Annotated in this window: 18 protein-coding genes; 3 read left to right on the forward strand and 15 right to left on the reverse strand. The window is 64.5% G+C overall.

The window, feature by feature from the left end; all coding sequences use genetic code 11:
* Window positions 1-5: 5 nt before the first annotated feature.
* Both AC6H0W_RS06740 and rpsU read right to left on the reverse strand, forming a co-directional pair.
* A complete protein-coding gene (locus AC6H0W_RS06740) occupies window positions 6-452 on the reverse strand; it encodes a GatB/YqeY domain-containing protein (RefSeq protein ID WP_497576392.1) in 447 nt (148 codons plus the stop codon).
* A gap of 93 nt (window positions 453-545) precedes the next feature.
* Window positions 546-758 (reverse strand): 30S ribosomal protein S21, encoded by a 213-nt coding sequence (rpsU, locus tag AC6H0W_RS06745; RefSeq protein ID WP_473216645.1) that lies wholly within the window; start codon window positions 756-758, stop codon window positions 546-548.
* Between the two features lie 150 nt (window positions 759-908).
* Between rpsU and tsaD the strand changes: the two genes are divergently transcribed.
* Entirely contained in the window at window positions 909-1934 is a 1026-nt protein-coding gene (gene tsaD, locus AC6H0W_RS06750; RefSeq protein ID WP_497576393.1) for a tRNA (adenosine(37)-N6)-threonylcarbamoyltransferase complex transferase subunit TsaD, read from the forward strand.
* 4 nt (window positions 1935-1938) lie between these two features.
* On the opposite strand, the gene plsY is transcribed toward tsaD, so the two are convergent.
* Window positions 1939-2529: a glycerol-3-phosphate 1-O-acyltransferase PlsY gene (plsY, locus tag AC6H0W_RS06755; RefSeq protein ID WP_497576394.1), complete on the reverse strand. Its 591-nt coding sequence runs from the start codon at window positions 2527-2529 to the stop codon at window positions 1939-1941.
* 74 nt (window positions 2530-2603) lie between these two features.
* Here plsY and AC6H0W_RS06760 point away from each other — a divergent pair, with 74 nt between their 5' ends.
* On the forward strand, window positions 2604-2972 hold the full coding sequence (locus AC6H0W_RS06760) for a dihydroneopterin aldolase (protein ID WP_497576395.1): 369 nt from the start codon (window positions 2604-2606) through the stop codon (window positions 2970-2972).
* 67 nt (window positions 2973-3039) lie between these two features.
* Here AC6H0W_RS06760 and AC6H0W_RS06765 read toward each other — a convergent pair whose 3' ends face one another.
* The 10 genes from AC6H0W_RS06765 to AC6H0W_RS06810 form a co-directional block, all read right to left on the reverse strand.
* Entirely contained in the window at window positions 3040-3405 is a 366-nt protein-coding gene (locus AC6H0W_RS06765) for an H-NS histone family protein (protein ID WP_497576396.1), read from the reverse strand.
* A gap of 95 nt (window positions 3406-3500) precedes the next feature.
* On the reverse strand, window positions 3501-3998 hold the full coding sequence (gene ybaK / locus AC6H0W_RS06770) for a Cys-tRNA(Pro) deacylase (protein WP_497576397.1): 498 nt from the start codon (window positions 3996-3998) through the stop codon (window positions 3501-3503).
* 27 nt (window positions 3999-4025) lie between these two features.
* Window positions 4026-4940: a site-specific tyrosine recombinase XerD gene (xerD, locus tag AC6H0W_RS06775; protein ID WP_497576398.1), complete on the reverse strand. Its 915-nt coding sequence runs from the start codon at window positions 4938-4940 to the stop codon at window positions 4026-4028.
* Window positions 4937-5425, reverse strand: coding sequence for a methylated-DNA--[protein]-cysteine S-methyltransferase (locus tag AC6H0W_RS06780; RefSeq protein ID WP_497576399.1), 489 nt, complete (start codon window positions 5423-5425; stop codon window positions 4937-4939). Before AC6H0W_RS06780 ends, xerD begins: the two co-directional genes overlap by 4 nt.
* A gap of 10 nt (window positions 5426-5435) precedes the next feature.
* On the reverse strand, window positions 5436-6713 hold the full coding sequence (locus AC6H0W_RS06785) for a glutamate-5-semialdehyde dehydrogenase (RefSeq protein WP_497576400.1): 1278 nt from the start codon (window positions 6711-6713) through the stop codon (window positions 5436-5438).
* Between the two features lie 62 nt (window positions 6714-6775).
* On the reverse strand, window positions 6776-7783 hold the full coding sequence (gene holA / locus AC6H0W_RS06790) for a DNA polymerase III subunit delta (protein ID WP_497576401.1): 1008 nt from the start codon (window positions 7781-7783) through the stop codon (window positions 6776-6778).
* Window positions 7780-8277, reverse strand: coding sequence for an LPS-assembly lipoprotein LptE (locus AC6H0W_RS06795; protein WP_497576402.1), 498 nt, complete (start codon window positions 8275-8277; stop codon window positions 7780-7782). The genes holA and AC6H0W_RS06795 overlap by 4 nt, the downstream gene beginning before the upstream one ends.
* Window positions 8278-8288: 11 nt before the next feature.
* Window positions 8289-10892 carry a leucine--tRNA ligase gene (gene leuS / locus AC6H0W_RS06800; protein ID WP_497576403.1) on the reverse strand — a complete coding sequence of 868 codons (2604 nt, stop codon included), beginning with the start codon at window positions 10890-10892 and terminating at the stop codon, window positions 8289-8291.
* 862 nt (window positions 10893-11754) lie between these two features.
* The gene (dnaE, locus tag AC6H0W_RS06805) at window positions 11755-15252 is read right to left on the reverse strand and encodes a DNA polymerase III subunit alpha (protein WP_497576404.1); all 3498 of its coding nucleotides are present in this window, start codon (window positions 15250-15252) and stop codon (window positions 11755-11757) included.
* A 992-nt stretch (window positions 15253-16244) separates the two neighbouring features.
* Window positions 16245-17222, reverse strand: a complete 978-nt coding sequence (locus tag AC6H0W_RS06810) for a quinone oxidoreductase family protein (protein WP_497576405.1) — start codon at window positions 17220-17222, stop codon at window positions 16245-16247.
* A 160-nt stretch (window positions 17223-17382) separates the two neighbouring features.
* Between AC6H0W_RS06810 and AC6H0W_RS06815 the strand changes: the two genes are divergently transcribed.
* Window positions 17383-18153 (forward strand): ParA family protein, encoded by a 771-nt coding sequence (locus AC6H0W_RS06815; RefSeq protein WP_497576406.1) that lies wholly within the window; start codon window positions 17383-17385, stop codon window positions 18151-18153.
* 19 nt (window positions 18154-18172) lie between these two features.
* Here the strand turns inward: AC6H0W_RS06815 and AC6H0W_RS06820 are convergent, their stop codons facing one another.
* Both AC6H0W_RS06820 and AC6H0W_RS06825 read right to left on the reverse strand, forming a co-directional pair.
* Window positions 18173-20353, reverse strand: a complete 2181-nt coding sequence (locus tag AC6H0W_RS06820) for a UvrD-helicase domain-containing protein (protein ID WP_497576407.1) — start codon at window positions 20351-20353, stop codon at window positions 18173-18175.
* A 78-nt stretch (window positions 20354-20431) separates the two neighbouring features.
* Window positions 20432-20716: an acylphosphatase gene (locus AC6H0W_RS06825; protein WP_497576408.1), complete on the reverse strand. Its 285-nt coding sequence runs from the start codon at window positions 20714-20716 to the stop codon at window positions 20432-20434.
* Window positions 20717-20806 lie beyond the last annotated feature (90 nt).

The raw sequence follows: 20806 nt of genomic DNA on the forward strand, positions 1-20806 counted from the left end.
CTGTGTCAGCCGGCAAGTTGTGCGCGCACGCGGCGCGAAACTTCGGACATGTCGGCGCGGCCGGCGAGTCGTGGCTTCAGTAAACCCATTACCTTGCCCATGTCGGCCGCACCGGCTGCACCGCTTTCCTCGATGGCGCTCTGGATGGCGGCAGTCAATTCGGCTTCGTCGAGCGCTGCAGGCAGGTAGGCGGACAGGACTTCGATCTCGAAGCGCTCCGCAGCCGCGCGGTCGGGGTGGCCCGCGTCTTCGAATTGCTGTGCGGCGTCGCGGCGCTGTTTCACCAGCTTTTCGACGACAGCCACGACGCCCGCATCGTCCAGTTCGACGCGCTCGTCGATCTCGCGCTGCTTGATGCCCGCGATCAGCAGGCGAATGGCCGACAGGCGATCTGCCTCACGCGCGCGCATTGCGGCCTTCATGTCATCTTGAATCTGTGTCTTCAGCGACATGGCGAACTCCGTTTTCCCTAAACGAAAAAACCACGCCGGCGCGACCGTTCTGGTCGCCCCGGCGTGGGGTGTCTGCTCGAGGGGAAGCTTCGATCAGTACAGTTTCGGCGGCAGCATCTGGCTGCGCAGGCGCTTGTGATTGCGCTTCACTGCGGCGGCGAGCTTGCGCTTGCGCTCGGCAGTGGGCTTTTCATAAAACTCGCGCGAACGCAGTTCGGTCAGCAGCCCGGTCTTTTCGATGGTGCGCTTGAAGCGACGAATCGCGACTTCAAACGGCTCGTTTTCCTTAACGCGAATACCCGGCATGAACGGACGTCCTTGTGTGTGTCTGGTGCAGAAAGGCGCGAAGTATAACGGCCTTGCGTGGGGGAATGCAAGAGCGTTGCGCAACGAGTCAGTAGAGAGGTGTCCGCGTTCCGCGGTAGACTGCTCGCCTTTTCGCCAACTGGCTGATTCATGAAAGTTCTTGGCATCGAAAGCTCGTGCGACGAGACCGGGGTGGCCGTGTATGACACGGAGGCCGGCCTCCTTTCGCACTACGTGCATACCCAGGTCGATCTGCATGCCGCCTACGGCGGCGTCGTGCCCGAGCTGGCCTCACGCGACCACATCCGTTTGCTGCCGGTATTGGTACGGCAGACGCTCGAAGCGGCCGGTTGTGAAGCGGGCGATCTGACGGCGCTGGCGTATACCGCCGGGCCGGGGCTCGCGGGTGCGCTGCTGGTGGGGGCGAGCTTTGCGCAGTCGTACGCCATGACCTTGGGGATTCCCGCACTGCCCATCCACCACCTGGAGGGGCATCTGCTGTCGCCGTTGCTGTCAGCAGATCCGCCCGAATTTCCCTTCGTCGCCTTGTTGGTGTCTGGCGGGCATACGCAGCTGATGCATGTCACGGGCGTCGGCGAGTATGCGCTGCTGGGCGAAACGCTTGATGATGCGGCGGGCGAGGCGTTCGACAAAACCGCCAAACTGATGGGCCTAGGGTATCCCGGTGGTCCCCAGCTGGCAGCGCTTGCGGCCAAGGGTACGCCCGGCCGCTTCAAGCTGCCGCGCCCGATGCTGCGTTCGGGGGATCTCGACTTCAGTTTTTCCGGTTTGAAAACCGCAGTCCTCAACGTCGTGTCGTCGCAGGGCTGGAATGCCGACCATACGGCGGATCTGGCGGCTGATTTTCAGGATGCCGTGGTCGATGTGCTGTGTGCCAAGGCGTTGAGCGCGCTCAAGCAATCCGGCGCGTCCAGCCTGGTCGTGGCCGGGGGCGTGGGCGCCAACCGCAAGCTGCGCGATGTGCTCACCCGCACGATAGAGCGTCGCGGTGGCCGCGTGTATTACCCCGAGCCTGAGCTATGTACCGATAACGGCGCCATGATCGCTTTTGCCGGTGCTCTGCGCCTGGTGGGCGGTGAGCGCCCCGCGTCGGGAGTGGCGGTGGGCGTGCGTCCGCGCTGGCCGCTGGCCGAACTGCAGCGGCCGCTGGCCTGACAGATTATTTCTTGCTGCCGATGCGTGGCTCGGTGCCGTTCTTCAGGCGGCGGATGTTCTCGGAGTGGCGCAGCACCAGCAACGCAGCCATGGCCATCAGCACCCCTATCACCTGAACATCGTCGATCAGCAGAAAGCCGGTAAGCGGGACCGATGCGGCGGCCCCCAGGGCGGCCGCAGACGAGTAGCGGGTGGTCTTTGCAAGAATGATCCACACCACCAATGCAACGCCTGCGATGGGCAGGCTGATGCCAGCCAGCACGCCCAGTGCGGTGGCTACACCCTTGCCACCCTTGAAGCGCAGGAAGATGCTGAATACGTGCCCCAGAAAGGCCGCGAGGCCCGCGAGGGCGGCGGCGCCCGCATCAAAGCCGAGTGCGCCTGCGCCCCACACCACCAGCCAGCCCTTCAGGCAATCCCCGATCAGCGTGACCGCCGCGGCCGCCTTGTTGCCGCTGCGCAGCACGTTGGTCGCGCCGGGGTTGCCCGAACCATAGCTGCGGGGGTCTGCCAGACCGAACAGGCGCGATGAAACCACCGCGAAGGGGATCGATCCGATCAGGTAGGCGACGATGACGAGCAGAAGAAGGTTCATGGCGAGGCAGGGTAGTCGACGGCGAGGTCCGGAAAACCGGGCTAGAATCGGCGCGATTCTAATCGGAAAAAAGTATGGACTTCATCTTCATCGAGGAATTAAAGGTGCAGGCATGGGTGGGAATCTATCCGCGCGAAAAAGTTGCGCCGCAAATGCTGGAGCTCAATCTGACCTTCGGCGTGCCCGATGCCGCGGCCGAGCATGACGACATTCGAGACACCATCGATTATGCGGAAGTCGTTGCGCGCCTGAAGGCCGAGTTGGGGCAGCGCCATTTCAACCTGATCGAAACGCTGGGCGAGTTCGTCGTGAAAATGCTCTTTGATGATTTCGGCGCGCCTTGGGTGAAATTGCGCATCGCCAAGATCGGGGTGATGAAAGACGTGCGCCGAGTGGGTGTATTCATTCAGCGTGGGCGAGACGGCGCAGCGTTTCCGGAGTAAGCCCGCTGTAAATGACAAGAGGCCATTCCCGCACTGTGGGAATGGCCTCTTGTATATGTGGTGCAAATCAGCCTTTGGCGAGGCCTTCGAGCGGCTTGCCACTGGCCAGCCAGTCGAGCACCCACTGCGGGCGACGGCCATGACCACTCCAGCCTTGCGAAGTGTCGGCCGGGTTGCGGTATTTCACCGGCAGTTTGCCGCCCACTTTCTTGGTTGCGCCAGCTTTTTTCTTGTTCGGGCCGCGCTTGCGGACGGGCGCGGAGACGCCAGCCTCTTTCATGATTTCGCCGAGTGACACGCCTTTCTGGTCAGCGAGTTTCTTGATTTCTTTCAGCAGCTCACGTTTGGCCGAGTCGTTTCGCTTGGCGATTTCCTTTGCTACCTGAGTCTGCAGCTTGTTCAGCTCCGGCAGGGACATCGACGACAAATTCATGGCTCATCCTTTTAGGTGAATGCAATTTTCGGGAAATCCCGTTATTGCGTATCGCTACGCCGGGATTTTGCCACCACTGAATGCAAATTCAAAGTCTATTCACTTTTCTGAGCGACTTCGACAAGCTGTGGCTGCAGTGTATTGACGAGGTCGTGCGGGTGAATGCCGACAAGGAATCCTCTTCTCCCGCCATTGATGTAAATCAGTGACGAATCAAGAATGCTGCGTTCCATGAATATCGGCATTGCCTTTTTTGTGCCAAAAGGTGAGGTGCCGCCCACCAGGTAGCCGGAATGACGATTCGCTATTGCCGGCGGGCAGATCTCAATACGTTTGTGTGCGCTTTGGCGCGCGAGTTCCTTGGTCGAGACCTGCATGTCCCCATGCATCAAGACGATCAGCGGCTGCTTGCTTTCATCCTGCATGATCAAGGTCTTGATGACGTCATGTTCGGATACATTCAATTCGCGTGCCGATACGGCGGTGCCACCGTGTTCTTCGTATTCGTACAAATGCGTCGAATAGGCAATGCGGTGCTGGCGCAAATAACGGGTCGCGGGTGTTTCGGGTGCGTTTCGGTCGATCTTGCTCATGATGAACAGAGTGCGTGTAAGAGTTGCCTAGGCACGCGGGTGATGCACGGAATGAAGTGCTTTGAGTCTTTCCCGCGCAACGTGCGTGTAAATCTGGGTGGTCGAAATGTCTGCGTGACCAAGGAGCATCTGCACCACCCGAAGGTCGGCGCCATGGTTGATCAGATGAGTGGCGAAAGCGTGCCGCAGCGTGTGGGGGGAAAGGCGCTGCGCGGCAATTCCGGCTTGCCCCGCGTGTTGCTTGATGATGCGCCAGAACATCTGACGCGTCATTCCGGAGCCCAGCCGGGTGACGAATACGTGGTCGCTGTGGCGACCGGCGAGTATGGCCGTGCGGCCTTCGCGGATATAGCGCTCAAGCCAGTCGATGGCATTTTCGCCGAGAGGAACCAGACGTTCCTTGTCGCCTTTTCCGATCACCTTCACCAAGCCTTCGCGCAGTGACAGCGAAAATGGCTTGAGTTCCACCAATTCTGAAACCCGCAGTCCGGTTGCATACAGAACCTCGAGCATGCAGCGGTCGCGCAGGCCTTGAGGCGTGTCGGTGTCCGGTGCGTCGAGAAGGCGTTCGACTTCGCTTTCGGTCAGCGTCTTGGGAAAGCGCGTGCCGGGCAATGGCGGGTCGATGCGCGCGGTGGGGTCGGAGCAGATTTGCCCGCGTTCGATCAAATGGCGGTAGAAGCGTCGCCACGCTGATAACAGCCGGCGCTGGCTGGCAGGGCGCGAGCGAGCGCTGAATTCGGCCAGGTAGGCCGCAAGGTCCGCATCGCTGGCGTCCATCGGGCTGCGGCTGCGTTGCGCCAGCCAGCGCGCGAAATGATCCAAGTCGCTGCGATAGCCGGAAATGGTATTGCGTGCCAGGCCGTGTTCAAGCCACAGGAAATCACCGAACGCATCGAGTTGCGCAATGGTGTCGGCTGAAAGCTGCGGGACTTCGCTCATTGCGAGAGCGCGGCCTCATGCGCCAGCAGCCATTGTTTGACGCGAATGAGGTGGCCGTCGGTGTGGCCGGAAAAGCCGCCGATACCTTGCCCGCTGACGACGCGGTGACACGGCACGAGCAGAGGAAAGGGATTGGCGCCGCAGGCTCCACCCACGGCGCGTGCAGCGCTGCCCAAGTCACGCGCGATGTCGCCATAACGGCGCGTTGTGCCCTGCGGAATGGAGGAAATGGCGGCCCATACGCGGCGCTGAAAAAGCGTGCCCTGCGGGCTGAGCGGCAAGGCGTGAGGGGCCTCGGGCTGCTCGAGCCAATGGTGCAGGGCATGCACTGCGCGTTCGGCAAGTGGGCTGGCGGGGGCCAGTTCTGCCACCTCGGGCGGCAGAAAGACCAGGGCGCGCACCGATGCCTCGTCACACACCACCCCCATCGGCCCGAAAGGCAGAAGCGTGATGGCCGCGTACTGGGCGTGTGGGGCGGTGCTCATGTGCCTTGGTTCAGCTCCGGACCTCGCCATTGCCGAAGACGATCCATTTCTGGCTGGTGAGGCCTTCGAGGCCGACCGGGCCGCGCGCATGGATCTTGTCGGTGGAGATGCCGATCTCGGCGCCCAGGCCGTACTCGAAGCCGTCGGCGAAGCGCGTGGAGGCGTTGATCATCACCGAGGCGGAATCGACCTCGCGCAGGAAGCGCATGGCGTGGCTGTAGTTCTCGCTGATGATGGCTTCGGTGTGGCCCGAGCTGTAGCGGTTGATGTGCGCGATGGCCTCGTCCAGCCCGGCGACGATCTTCACGGCGATGATCGGCGCGAGGTATTCCTCGCCCCAGTCGGATTCCTGTGCCGTCTTGAGCAGCGACGCGTCCACGCCGGCGTGCTGCAGGATGACGAGGGACTCGGGGCAGCAGCGCATCTCGACTTTCTTCGAGGCCAGCATGCGGCCGATGCCGGGGAGCAGGGCCTGCGCGACGCTGCGTGCCACGAGCAGCGATTCGGCGGTGTTGCAGGTGCCGTAGCGCTGGGTCTTGGAGTTTTCGACGATGGGCTCGACCTTGGCGCTGTCGGCTGCGTCGTCGACATACACGTGGCAATTGCCGTCGAGGTGCTTGATCACCGGCACGCGTGCCTCGCGCGAAATGCGCTCGATCAAGCCCTTGCCGCCGCGCGGCACGATGACATCGACGAACTCGGGCATGGTGATGAGCTGCCCGACTGCCTCACGATCGGTGGTTTCGACCACTTGAACGGCGGCTTCCGGCAGGCCGGCGGCGGCGAGGCCGCTGCGTACGCAGGCAGCAATGGCCTGATTGCAGTGCAGGGCTTCCTTGCCGCCACGCAAAATGGCCGCATTGCCCGATTTGAGGCACAGCGCGGCCGCGTCTGCGGTGACATTGGGGCGGGCTTCGTAAATGATGCCGACCACACCCAGCGGCACGCGCATCTTGCCCACTTCGATGCCGCTCGGGCGGCGACGCACGTCAGTGATTTCGCCTACCGGGTCGGGCAGTGCAGCGACTTGCTCAACGCCCGCAGCCATCGATTCGACACCTTTGGCGGTGAGCGTCAGACGGTCGATCATGGCCGGCTCGAGCCCGGCGGCACGGGCGGCTTCGAGGTCGCGTGCGTTGGCGGCCAGCAGGGTGTCGCACTGCGCGCGGATGGCGGCGGCCATGGCGGCGAGCGCGGCATTTTTGGTGCCGGTCGAGGCGGCCGCGAGAATGCGTGAGGCGGCACGCGCTTGGCGGCCCAGGTCTTGCATGTATTCGGCGGTGTTCATGATTCTTTTCAGGCGTTCAATTCAAGGAATTTAGCAGATTGCGTCTTGCTTGACGCGCTGCATCACCGGCGCGACAGGCGCAGGCTGAGCTGCAGGAATTCATCCCACACCTCACCATCGGCAATGCCTTTGACCATGCGGTCGATGCGCGCAGCCGCCAGCAACGAGGTGCGCAGCGTGGCCAGACGCAGGCGCGGCAGGGCACGCTGCAATGCATTGCGGCGGCGGTCATCGAAGACGCGTTCGGCCTTCATCGCGGCGGCCAATGGCTGGCCGGCGTCTTGTGCGGCGCGCAGTGCGGCCAGCGTGCGGATTTCGGTGGTGATGGCCCACAGCACGAGCGGCGGCGCAGCGCCCTCGGCGCGCAGGCCTTCGAGCAGGCGCACGCAGCGGGCCGGGTCGCCTTCAAGCAAGGCCTCCCGCAGGGCGTCGAGATCGTAGCGGGCCACGGACAACACGGCGGCCTGCACGTCTTCAAGGCTGAGGGGGCCGGGCGGGTGAAGCAGGCCGAGCTTGAGGATTTCCTGGTGCGCGGCGAGCAGGTTGCCCTCGACGTGCTCGGCGATGAAGTCGAGCGCGTCTTTCGAGGCCTTCTGTTGCTGGCGTTCGAGCCGCGCCGCGATCCAGCCGGGCAGGCGCTCGCGCTCGGGGGCGTTGAGTTCGACGACCACGCCGGCAGATTCGAGCGCCTTGAACCAGGCCGTCTTGCGTGTGGCCCAATCGAGCTCGGGCAGGGTGATCAGGGTGACGGTGCCGCCATCGAGCCCTGCGATGTAGCGTTGCAGCGCGTCACCGCCATCGCGGCCCGGCTTGCCAGTGGGAATGCGCAGGTCGATGAGTTTGCGGCCGCCGAACAGCGACAGGTTGCCCGCGGCCAGGGTGAGTTGATCCCATTTGAAGCCCTGGCCGACGACCAGGGTCTCGCGTTCGTCAAAGCCCTGCGCGCGGGCGGTGGCGCGGAGGGCGTCGGCGGCTTCGAGCACCAGCAGCGGCTCGTCGCCGTACAGCACGTACAGCGGGGCGAGCGGCCGTTCGAGGTGAGCGGGAAGCTGCTCCGGACGCAGGATCACGGACGGACGACGGCGAGGCGGCGCACGAGCTGGGTGATGATGTCGCGGTCCATATCGTCGAACAGCAGGTTTTCTTCGCGCTGCTTGGAGAGCACCTGCGTGTCCGAGAACTCGTATTCGCGACGCGCACGGATGATGCTGGCGGGCAGGCGCTCATTGCCGGCCTGGTCGAGCACGCGGAAAACCAGCGTGCGTTCGAGGTCGTATTCGCGCACCGAGCCGTCAGCGGCCAGCGACAGGATTTCGCGGTTGCGGTCGTTACGCTGGATATCCAGCCGCACTTCGGCATCCTCGATGCGTTGCACCACCGTGGTGGTGCCACTCAGCTCGATCTGGCGCCGCAGTTCGCCGCCCAGCACGTGGTACAGCTCGCCGACGTAGATGGTCTTGAACGGCAGGGGCTGCGGGCCGCGCAGCTTGAAGCCGCAGGCCGACAGCGAAAGAGCCGAAAGACCGGCCAGAAGCAGGGTGCGGCGGGTGTTCGTTGCGGGCATCGACACGGTCCTCACACGACGATATTGACCAGACGGCCCTTGACCACCACGACCTTGCGCGGCGGCTTGCCATCCATGAATTTCTGCGCGGCTTCCGAGGCCAGTGCGGTCTGCTCGATGTCGGCCTGAGCGGCGTCGGCGGCCACGGTGATGCTGCCACGCAGTTTGCCATTCACCTGCACCATCAGCGCGATTTCATCCTGACGCAGAGCCTCGTCGTCGGGCTCGGGCCACGGCGCATCGAGCAGATTGCCTTCGAAGCCGCATTCCGTCCACAGCGCGTGCGCAAGGTGCGGCGTGATCGGTGCCAGCACGCGCAGCAGGATCGACAGGCCTTCGCAAATCACTGCGGCGTGTGCGGCGGCGTCCTCTTGCGGGGCTTTTTCCAGCGCATTGAGCATCTTCATCGTGGCCGAGGCCACGGTGTTGAACTGGTGCTTGCCGAAGTCGAAGTTGGCCTGCTTGAGGTTCAGGTGCACCTCGCGGCGCAGCACGGCCAGCGCGCCGCCGCCGGTGGGCAGTGCGGCATCGCCGCGCTTGGCGCGGTATTCGGTGGCGTATGCGTGGCCCAGGTTCCACACGCGGCGCAGGAAGCGGTAGGCGCCCTCCACGCCGGAGTCCGACCATTCAAGCTGCTGGTCCGGCGGGGCGGCGAAGATGATGAAAAAGCGCGCGGTGTCGGCGCCGTACTGGTCCACCAGCGCTTGTGGATCAACACCGTTGTTCTTGGACTTCGACATCTTCTCGGTGCCGCCGATGACCACCGGCTGGCCGTCCTGCCCACGCGCGGCGGTGACACGGCCCTTGTCGTCGCGGTCCACCGCCACGTCGGCCGGGTTGAACCACTGTTTGCGGCCCGAAGCGTCTTCGCGGTAATAGGTGTCGGCCACCACCATGCCTTGCGTGAGCAGGCGCGTGAAGGGCTCGGACACGTCCACCAGCCCGCAGTCACGCATGGCGCGCGTGAAGAAGCGCGAATACAGCAGGTGCAAAATGGCGTGCTCGATGCCGCCGATGTACTGATCCACCGGCGCCCAGTAATTCGCGCGCGCGTCGGTCATGGCCTCGGTGTTGTCCGGGCAGGCGTAGCGCAGGAAGTACCAGGACGATTCCACGAAGGTGTCCATGGTGTCGGTTTCGCGCCGCGCCGGCTTGCCGCAGCTCGGGCAGGCGCAGTCGTAGAACTCGGGCATCTTGGCCAGCGGCGAGCCGCGACCGGTGATCTCGACGTTCTCGGGCAGGCGCACCGGCAGGTCTTCGTCCGGCACCGGCACGTCACCGCAGTCGTCGCAGTGAATCATCGGAATCGGGCAGCCCCAGTAGCGTTGGCGCGAAATGCCCCAGTCGCGCAGGCGGTACTGCACGCGCTTGTTGCCGAGGCCTTTGGCTTCGAGGTCGGCAGCAATGGCGTCGATGGCGCCCTGGAAATCCAGGCCGTCGTATTTTCCGGAATTCACCAGCCGGCCGTGTTCGCCATAGGCGGCCTGCCACGGTGCGGCTACATCCCCATAGGCGTCCGAACCGACGACCATCTTCACCGGCAGGCTGTATTTGTGGGCGAACGCGAAGTCGCGCTCGTCGTGCGCCGGCACGGCCATCACCGCGCCTTCGCCGTAGCCCATCAGCACGTAATTGGCGACCCACACCGGCAGCAGTTCGTCGGTGAGCGGGTGGCGCACGAAGAGCGGCGTGGCCATGCCCTTCTTCTCCATCGTCGCCATGTCGGCTTCGGAGACGCCGCCCTTCTTGCATTCTTCGATGAAGGCGGCCAGCGCGGGGTCATTCGCTGCAGCCTGCTCGGCCAGCGGATGCTCGGCGGCCACGGCGACGTAGGTCGCGCCCATCAGCGTGTCGGCGCGGGTGGTGAACACCTTGAGCGCGCCGGCGCTGCCGATGCTGGCTTCGTCGTAGGGGAAGGATATCTCCACGCCTTCGGAGCGCCCGATCCAGTTCTTCTGCATCGTGCGCACCTGCTCGGGCCAGTCCGGCAGGTCGTCGAGCGAGGCCAGAAGCTCGTCGGCGTAGGCGGTGATCTTCATGTAATACATGGGGATCTCGCGCTTCTCTACCAGTGCGCCCGAGCGCCAGCCGCGCCCGTCGATGACTTGCTCGTTGGCGAGCACCGTCTCGTCGATCGGATCCCAGTTCACCGTGCCGAGCTTCTTGTAGATCAGCCCTTTTTCGAACAGGCGCTTGAACAGCCACTGCTCCCAGCGGTAGTACTCCGGCGTGCAGGTGGCGATCTCGCGTGACCAGTCGATGGCAAAGCCCAGGCGCTTGAGCTGGGTCTTCATGTAGTCGATGTTGGCGTAGGTCCACTTGGCGGGCGGCACGTTGTTCTGGATGGCGGCGTTTTCCGCCGGCATGCCGAAGGCGTCCCAGCCCATCGGCTGCAGCACGTTGTAGCCCTTCATGCGGTGCTGCCGCGCCAGTACGTCGCCGATGGTGTAGTTGCGCACGTGGCCCATGTGCAGCTTGCCCGACGGGTACGGGAACATGCTCAGGCAGTAGTACTTGGGCTTGCTGCTGTCTTCAACGACACGAAACGCGCTGGTGCTCTCCCATTCGGTCTGGGCGGCGGTTTCGATCTCGGCGGGCGTGTATTTTTCCTGCATGGAATGCGTGGCCTGGTGGGCTGAATCAAGCCGATGATTATAGCCCGAAGGTGGGGGCTTCCGGCGCCAGTGGGCGCTTTGCTGCTGCGCTTGTTGCCTGCGTTGCGGTTGGTGGTTGTGTTGGTCTCGACTGGCCGGGACTCGCCCTGGCGGGCGACCTACTTTCTTGTGATGCAACAAGAAAGTAGGCAAAGAAGTGCACCCCGCATCCGCGCCCCTTCGGGGCTCCCTCGCTCCGTGGGATTTCGCCGGCCGGTCCTGAACTCGCTTCGCTCGAACAGCAGGACCGGACTACCCCGACGAAATCCCCCTGCGCTTGGCGCTGCTGAGGGGAGGATGGGTGCGCGCGGTGCAGCATGTTTTTTTGAGTGGGTGGGTTGGGCTTGCGGGTTTCGTTCGCAGTGCTATTCGGAGGAGCAGAGGTGCCGAGGGCACTACCGTTCTACCGTCATTGCGAGGAGCGTAGCGACGCGGCAATCTCGCAGCGTATCCAAATAGCACAGTCACTAGATTGCCGCGCTGCGCTCGCAATGACGGGTGGAGGCGCAGCGCCAGCTACAAAAGCGGTTGCCTTAACGCACGTCGTGGTTACCCATCCCTTCTGAACCGCTGAGCGTAGAGTGCTCACGGCGGGGCTTTCCGGCCTTGCTGTTTGAGCGGAACGCGAGTTTGCAAGGCCGGCCGCCGGGAGTGCTCGTAGCGAAGGGACCCCGAAGGGGCGGCGAGGAGGGCGCGTTTCTTTGCCTACTTTCTTGCCGCGCAGCAAGAAAGAAGGTCGCCCGCCGGGGCGAAATCCCGGCCGGTCAAGGCTTGTAGACGCGTCATCCGTTACGGCGCGGCAGTGCCGCCCACCGGCACAGCATCAATTTCGGTACAGCAACTCCACCGCATCCCCCGGCAACCACTCGCGCAGATTCTCGAGCAGCGCATCCTCCGGCCGGATGCTCCAGGCGTCGCCCAGCGGCAGGTCGACTTCGGCCACGGCGTTGCGGTAGCGCAGGCGCACCGGGCAGCCGCCGTCGCGGAAGGGGCCGAGCAGGGCTTGCAGGCGCTCGACGGCGGCGACCGGGCCGCCGGCCTCGCCGACTTCACCGTTGAGTTTGAGTTGCAGCGCGGTGGCGTAGCGGCCGCGGGCTTCGCCGAGGGTCATCAGCTTGTCGGCGATGATGCGCACGCCGCCTTCGCCGTTGAAGTCGTCGCGGCTGACCTTGCCTTCGACGATGAGGATTTCGTCGGTGACGATCTTGCCGCGGTTGGCGTCGAGCACTTCGGAGTACACCGTGACCTCGCGTGGCGTGGTGCCGTCGTCGAGCAGCACGAAGGCCATCTTGCCGCGGTTGCCGACCTTGGTGCGGGCTTCCATGACCACGCCGACCATGGTGGTGGGCTCGCGCGAAGGCTCGACTTCGGCCAGCGTGCGGCGGATGAAGCGGCGCACTTCGGGCTTGAAGGAATTGAAGGGGTGGCCGGACAGGAAGAAGCCGATGGCGGTCTTTTCTTCCTTGAGGCGCTCACGCTCGGTCCACGGGCGCACCTTGATGAACTCGGGTGCCGCGCCTGCGGCCTCCGGCATCATGTCGAACAGGCCGCCCTGCATGGCGTTCGCGGCGTTCTGGTCGGCGGCATCCATGGCCAGGCTGACCGTGGCCAGCACTTCGGCGCGGTCGCGGCCGGCGTGGCCGGGCAGGGTGTCCATGGCGCCGGCGCGAATCAGCGCCTCGACCACGCGCTTGTTCACCATGCGGCGGTCTACGCGGTCGCAGAAGTCGAACAGGTCGCGGAACGGGCCTCCTGATTCGCGCGCGGCGAGAATCGAGCGTACGGCCGGCTCGCCGCAGCCTTTGACTGCGCCAAGGCCGTAGCGGATGGTCTTGGAGTCCGTCGGCACGAAGCGATAGTCGGATTCGTTCACGTCGGGCGGCAGCACCTTGATGCCGTTGGCCACCGTGTCTTCGAAGAAGATGCGGATGGTGTCGGTGTTGTCCAGATCCGCTGACATGGTGGCGGCCATGAAGGCCGCGCAGTGGTGCGCCTTGAGCCAGGCCGTGTGGTAGGTCACCACGGCGTAGGCGGCGGTGTGCGACTTGTTGAAGCCGTACTCCGCGAACTTGGTCATCAGGTCGAAGAGTTGCTCCGCCAGTGCCGGGTCGTAGCCCTTTTGCTTGGCGCCCTCGGCGATGGTGGCGCGGTGCTTGGCCATCTCCTCGGCTTTCTTCTTGCCCATCGCGCGGCGCAGCATGTCGGCGCCGCCCAGCGTGTAGCCCCCGATGATCTGGGAGATCTGCATCACCTGTTCCTGGTACACGATGACGCCGTAGGTCGGCTCCAGGCAGGCTTTGAGGTCGGGGTGGAAGTAGTCGATCTCCTGCTGGCCTTTCTTGCGCAGGATGAAGTCGTCCACCATGCCCGAGCCGAGCGGCCCGGGGCGGTACAGCGCAAGTACGGCGATGATGTCTTCGAAGCGGTCGGGGCCGAGCTTCTTGAGCAGCTTCTTCATGCCGTCCGATTCGACCTGGAAGATCGCCGTGGTGTTGGCGTCTTTCAGAATCTTGTAGGCGGCCGGGTCGGTGAAGGGCAGAGCGTTGAGGTCGGGCTTCACGCCGGTGAGGCGTTCGACGTAGTTCACCGCCAGATCGATGATGGTGAGGTTGCGCAGGCCGAGGAAGTCGAATTTCACCAGGCCGACGGCCTCGACGTCGTCCTTGTCGAACTGCGACACCGGCGTGGCGTCTTCGCCGTCGGCGATGTAGAGCGGGCAGAAGTCGGTGAGCTTGCCGGGTGCGATCAACACGCCGCCGGCGTGCATGCCGACGTTGCGCGACAGGCCTTCGAGCGGCAATGCGAGGTCCCACAGTTCCTTGACCGATTCGCCGTCGTTGCCGTCGGCCATCATCTCGCCGATCTGCGGCTCCATCTCGTAGGCGCGGTTGAGTGAGACCGGCTTGTTGGCCTCAACTGGGATCAGCTTCGAGAGGCGGTCGCACAGCCCGTAGGGCAGATCGAGTACGCGGCCGACGTCACGCACCACGGCTTTCGACGCCATGGTGCCGAAGGTGGCGATCTGGCTGACCGCCTCCTTGCCGTAGCGCTCGCGCACGTACTCGATGACGCGGTAGCGGTTGTCCTGGCAGAAGTCGATGTCGAAGTCGGGCATCGACACGCGTTCCGGGTTCAGGAAGCGTTCGAACAGCAGTGCGTATTCGAGCGGGTCGAGGTCGGTGATGCGCAGGCTGTAGGCCACCAACGAGCCGGCACCCGATCCTCGGCCCGGCCCCACCGGCACGCCGTTTTCCTTGGCCCAGTTGATGAAGTCCGCCACGATCAGGAAGTAACCGGGGAAGCCCATCTGGATGATGGTGTCGGTCTCGAATACCAGCCGGTCGGCGTAGCGCGGACGCTGGCGTTCGCGTTCGGCTTCGTCGGGGTAGAGCTCTTTGAGGCGTACTTCCAGGCCGGCCTTGGCCTCGGCGATCAGGAAGTCGTCCAGCGTCATGCCTTCCGGCGTCGGGAAGAGCGGCAGGTAGTTCTTGCCCAACTGCACCGAAAGCGAGCAACGTCGGGCGATTTCCACCGCGTTTTCAAGCGCTTCGGGGATGTCGGCAAACAGCGCGCACATCTCGTCCTGGCTCTTGAAGTACTGCTCGGGCGTGAAGTCGCGCGGCCGGCGCTTGTCGGCCAGCACGTAGCCCTGCGCGATGCACACGCGGGCTTCGTGCGCCATGTAGTCGTCGGGCGCCAGAAACTGGACGGGGTGCGTGGCCACCACCGGCAGATCGAGCCGGCTCGCCAGCAGCACGGCCTCGGCCACGTAGGTTTCGGTGCCTGGGTGTCCGGCGCGCTGCAGTTCGATGTAGAACGCACCCGGAAAGTGTGCGGCCCACCATGCGGCCAGCACGTCGGCGGTGTCGCGGTTACCGTTCATCAGTGCCTGAGCGATGTCGCCCGACATGGCTCCCGACAGGCACAGCAGACCGGTGACGGGCTGCTCGTCGAACCACTCGCGGCGCAGCTCGGGCCGGCCGCGGTGCTTGTTTTCGAGGTAGGCGCGGGTAAGCAGTTCGGAGAGTTGGCCGTAGCCGGTGCGGTCGCGGCAGATCAGCAGCACGCGGTGCGGTTTGTCACGCTCGGCTTCGTTTGTGATCCAGACATCGGCCCCTATGATGGGCTTGATGCCCTTGCCGCGCGTGCCCTTGTAGAACTTGACCATGCCGAAGAGGTTGGCGAGGTCGGAAATGCCCAGCGCAGGCATGCCGTCCTCCAGCGCGCGCTCGATGGCGCTATCGGTCTGGACGATGCCGTCCTGGATCGAATATTCGGAGTGCAGGCGAAGGTGTACGAAGCGGGGGTTCGGGGTGCTCATGGGCGGTGAGTTTACCCGATCCGTGGGTGGGTGACGGGCGGTGTCGAGTAACAGGTAAGGGTGTTGGGTTGGGTGCTTTTGTTTGTTTTGCGGTTGGTGGTTGTGTTGGTCTCGACTGGCCGGGACTCGCCCCGGCGGGCGACCTTCTTTCTTGTTTCACGACAAGAAAGAGGGCAAAGAAACGTGCCCCGCATCCGCGCCCCTTCGGGGTTCCCTCGCTCCGTGGGATTTCGCCGGCCGGTCCTGAACTCGCTTCGCTCGGACAGCAGGACCGGACTACCCCGTCGAAATCCCCCTGCGCTCGGCGCTGCTGAGGGGAGGATGGGTGCGCGCGGTGCGGCACGTTTTTTTGAGTGGGTGGGTTGGGCTTTGGGTTCTTTCGCAGTGCTATTCGGAAGCGCAGAGGTGCCGAGGGCACAACCGTTCTACCGTCATTGCGAGGAGCGCAGCGACGCGGCAATCTCGCAGTCTTTCCAGATTGCACAGTCACTGGATTGCCGCGCTGCGCTCGCAATGACGGAAGTGATCTCAGCGCCAACTACAAAAGTCGCTGCCCCAACGGACGTCGTGGTTCCCGATCCCTTCTGAGCCGCTGAGCGCAGAGTGCTCACGGCGGGGTTTTCCGGCCTTGCTGTTTGAGCGGAACGCGAGTTTGCAAGGCCGGCCGCCGGGAGTGCTCGTAGCGAAGGGACCCCGAAGGGGCGGCGAGGAGGGCGGGCTCGATGCCTACTTTCTTGCCGCGCAGCAAGAAAGAAGGTCGCCCGCCGGGGCGAAATCCCGGCCGGTCAAGGTCAAACAAATGAACTCGCTCCGGTGCCATGGAAACCCCGCAGACCATGCGCAGCACGGAGGAGAGGGGCGTCGTCCCCTCAGGAGCGACGCCGCACACGGCGCTCCAGCAGCCGGTTTTCGCTTTCCCCGTTCCGAAGGCCCAAGCTTCGGCCACAGGCAGTGAGCCGCAGGCAGTCACGAACCGTGTGCCCCGTCAGCCATCACGGCAACAACACACTCGCCCCCGTCGTGCGCCGCCCCTCGAGCGCCCGATGCGCCTCCGCCGCTTCACGCAAGGCGAAACGCTGATTGACGTCGATGCGTACCTTGCCCGATAGCACGACCTCAAAGAGGTCGGCCGCCATCTCGTCCAGCTCGGCGCGGGTGGCGATGTACTGCGCCAGAATCGGGCGCGTCAAGAACAAGCCGCCTTTCTGAGCCAGCAACAACGGGTCGAAGGGCTCGACGGCGCCGGAGGCGTTGCCGAACAGCGCCACCAAGCCCAGGCGCTGCACGCAGTCGAGTGTACGCAGGAAGGTGTCGCGGCCCACCGAGTCGTAGGCGACGCGCACGCCGCGCCCGCCGGTGATGTCCTTCACGCGGGCGACGAAGTCCTCGCGCGAATAGACGATGACGTGATCGCACCCCAGCGCCCGCACGCGCTCGGCCTTTTCATCCGAGCCCACCGTGCCGATCACGGTGGCGCCCAGTGCCTTGGCCCACTGCACGAGGATGGAGCCCACCCCGCCGGCTGCGGCGTGCACCAGAATCGTCTCGCCGGGCTGCACGCGATGTGTGCGGCGCAGCAGATATTGGGCGGTGAGGCCTTGCAGCATCATCGCGGCGCCCTGCTCGAAAGAGATGGCGTCAGGCAATTTCACCGCCCTGTCGCCGGGCAGGTTGCGTGCCTCGGCATAGGCGCCGAGCGGGCCGTGTGCGTAAGCTACGCGATCGCCCACTGCGAAGCCGGTGACGCCTTCGCCCACGGCTTCGACCACGCCGGCGCCTTCGAGTCCGAGGCCGGATGGCAGCTTCGGCAGCGGGTACAAGCCGCTGCGGTGGTAGGTGTCTATGTAGTTCAGGCCCACGGCGTGCTGTCGCAGGCGCAGTTCGCCGGCGGCGGGTGGCGCAAGCTCCACGGCCTCCCAGCGCAATACTTCGGGCCCGCCGGTCTGGTGAAAGCGGATGGCGTGCGACATGGTGTTCTCCTCGTTCCGACGGGCGCCGGTGGCGCATTGAAGACATGAAACCTAGGGTCGGCAGGCACCGCTGGCTATGCGGAATATCCGCAGGCCGGCTGCACGTTGTTCGGCTTGCTGCTATGCTGCGGTGCAATAAATGCATTCAGCGGGGCATGCCATGCGCAGAGTGGTTTTCAACCAGAAGGGCGGGGTCGGCAAGTCGACCATTGCCTGCAATCTTGCCGCCATCGGTGCGCATCGCGGCAAGCGTACCTTGCTCATCGACCTCGATGCGCAGGGCAATTCAACCCATTACCTGCTGGGCGGCAATGCCTCATGCGCCAACGGCTCGGTGGCGGATTTCTTCGAGCAGACCTTGAGCTTCCAGCTCGAACCCCGGCCGACCACAGGCTTCGTGTTGCCGACGCCGTTTCCGCGGCTGTCCGTCATGCCCTCGCACCCGGCGCTGGAAGATCTGCACGGCAAGCTGGAGTCGCGCTACAAGATCTACAAACTGCGTGAGGCGCTGGAAGAGCTTGACGAGACCTTCGACGAAATCTGGATCGACACGCCGCCGGCGCTCAATTTCTACACGCGCTCGGCGCTGATCGCAGCGGATGCGTGCCTGATCCCGTTCGATTGCGACGAATTCTCCCGCTGCGCGCTGTACGCATTGCTCGAAAACGTCGGTGAAATTCGCGCTGATCACAACCCGGGGCTGCGCATCGACGGCATCGTGGTGAACCAGTTTCAGGCACGCGCAGCACTGCCGCGTAAGCTGGTGACCGAACTGCTGGCGGAGGAGCTGCCGCTGCTGTCGCCGTATCTGTCGAGCTCGGTGAAGATTCGCGAATCGCACGAGCAGTCGCGCCCGATGATTCATCTGGACGCACGTCACAAGCTCACGGGCGAATTCGAAGCCTTGTACGCTGCGCTGACGCCGGCTTGAGCAGGGCTCAGGCCGGGCTTCAGCAGGCTTCCAGCTTGGCCATCGACAACAGCAGCCACTTCAGACCGTTGGCGCCGAAATTGACCTGAACCCGGGCGTCCGAGCCCGAGCCTTCCGTCGATACGATCACGCCCTGGCCGAATTTGGCGTGCGCCACCACTTGCCCCACACGCAAACCGCCATCGTCGCTGCGACGGGGCGGCACGGCTGCGCGTTGCGGTGCTGCCGAGGGGCGGAAGTAGGAGCTGCCGGGCATTTGCGGTACGCGCTGCGGCGTGAGCCACTTCACCAGCGGCTCGGGGATTTCTTCGAGGAAGCGCGATTTCAGGTTGTAGCGTGATTGGCCGTGCAGCATGCGGCTCTGCGCGAACGACAGGTACAGCCGCTCGCGCGCCCGCGTGACTGCCACGTACATCAGGCGGCGCTCTTCTTCGAGGCCGTCGGCTTCGAGAATGCTGTTTTCGTGCGGGAACAGGCCTTCTTCCAGCCCGGTGACGAAGACCACGTCGAACTCCAGACCCTTGGCGGAATGCACCGTCATCAATTGCACGGCATCCGAGCCGGCGTCGGCTTGGTGGTCGCCGGCTTCGAGTGACGCGTGGGCGAGGAAGTCGGCCAGCAGGGCGTGGTCGGTGGGCTCTTCGGGCATGCCGAATTCGCCCAGGAAGTTGGTGGCGGCGCTGACCAGTTCGTCGAGGTTCTCGAGGCGGTCCTGACCCTCTTTCTCGTTACGGTAATGGTTTCGCAGGCCGGAGGTGTCGAGCACGTGGTCGACCAGCTCGGGCAGCGTCAGCTTGGCGGTGTCGCGCCGCAGGTCTTCGATCATGCGCACGAAGCCGGCCAGCACCGTGCCGGGTTTGCCGGACAGGTGCGGTACCGTGGCGTACAGGCTGCCGTTGTAGGTGCGCGCGGCGTCGGTGAGGGCTTCGAGCGAGCGCGCGCCGATGCCGCGCGTCGGGAAGTTGACCACGCGCGCGAATGAGGTGTCGTCGTCCGGGTTGGCGATCAGCCGCAGGTAGGCCAGGGCGTGCTTGATTTCCTGCCGTTCGAAGAAGCGCAGGCCGCCATATACGCGGTAAGCGATGCCGCTGGAAAAAAGCTGGTGTTCGAGCACACGCGACTGGGCGTTGGAGCGGTACAGCAGCGCGATGTCGGAGCGGCTCATGCCGTCGCGTACGAGCTGCTGGATCTCTTCGACCACCCAGCGCGCTTCGTCCAGATCGGCGTAGCCCTCGAAGATGCGGATCGGCTCGCCCTCGCCACGCTCGGTCCACAGGTTCTTGCCGAGGCGGTTGGCGTTGTTGCGGATGATGGCGTTGGCGGCGTCGAGAATGTTGCCGTGGGAGCGGTAGTTTTGCTCCAGGCGGATTACGTTGGCAACGCGGAACTCGCGCTCGAAATCGCGCATGTTGCCCACGTCGGCCCCGCGGAAGCGGTAAATCGACTGGTCGTCGTCACCCACGCAGAACATCGCCGCGCCGCCCTCGCGGCCTTCGTCGGCAAACTGCTTGAGCCAGCGGTATTGCAGGTTGTTGGTGTCCTGGAATTCGTCCACCAGGATGTGGCGGAAGCGGCGCTGGTAGTGGCGGCGCAGCGGCTCGTTGCGCTCGAGCAGTTCGAAACTGCGCAGCAGCAATTCGGCGAAGTCGACCACGCCTTCGCGCTGGCACTGGGCTTCGTATTCCTGGTACAGCCCCACGCGGTGGCGTGTGTAGTCGTCCCAGGCTTCTACCGCCTGCGGGCGGAGGCCGGCTTCTTTCTGGCCGTTGATGAAGTGCTGCAGCTCGCGCGGCGGAAACTTCTCGTCATCGACGTTGAGCGTCTTGAGCAGGCGCTTGATGGCTGCAAGCTGGTCGGCGGAATCGAGAATCTGGAACAGTTGCGGCAGGTTGGCGTCGCGCCAGTGGGCGCGCAGCAGCCGGTTGGCCAGCCCGTGAAAGGTGCCGATCCACATGCCGCGCGTGTTGATCGGCAGCATCCCGCCCAGGCGCGCCAGCATCTCGCGCGCCGCCTTGTTGGTGAAGGTTACCGCCAGCAGGCCGGAAGGCTCGATCTGGCCGGTCTGGATGAGCCAGGCGATGCGCGTGGTGAGCACGCGCGTCTTGCCCGAGCCGGCGCCGGCCAGAATGAGGGAGTGCTGCGGCGGCAGGGTGACGGCCTGAAGCTGTTCGGTGTTGAGCTTGGCGAGAAGATCGGACATGCGGCTACCTTTTTTCGGCCATTGTAACCGCGCGCGGCGAGTCCTCCGGGCAGCAGGGCGAGCGCGCTGCGATGTCGCTCATTGCGTCGGCAGCACCTTGAAGCCATCTTCCGGGCGCTCGGCCGACGAGATTTCCACGCGCGTTACCTCGGCTGCAGGCGGGCCGCTGCGTGCCCAATCGATGAAGGCTTCGACCTGCTCTTCTGGCCCATGCACCACGGCTTCGACCTCGCCGGAAAACAGGTTGCGCACCCAGCCCGAAAGCCCCAGCAGCAACGCCTCTTGCTCGGCGCTGGCGCGGTAATACACGCCTTGTACCTTGCCGTGAATCAGCAGGTGTCGGGTGATGGGCTCACGGGTCATGGCGGGGCTCCTGAGGGCGGCTGCGGGTGTCGTGCGACGCAATCGTGAAGTGTCGCATTGAACGATGTGCCGTGCAGCCCCCGCCGCTGA

This window comes from Pseudazoarcus sp. NS20, from assembly GCF_059703745.1.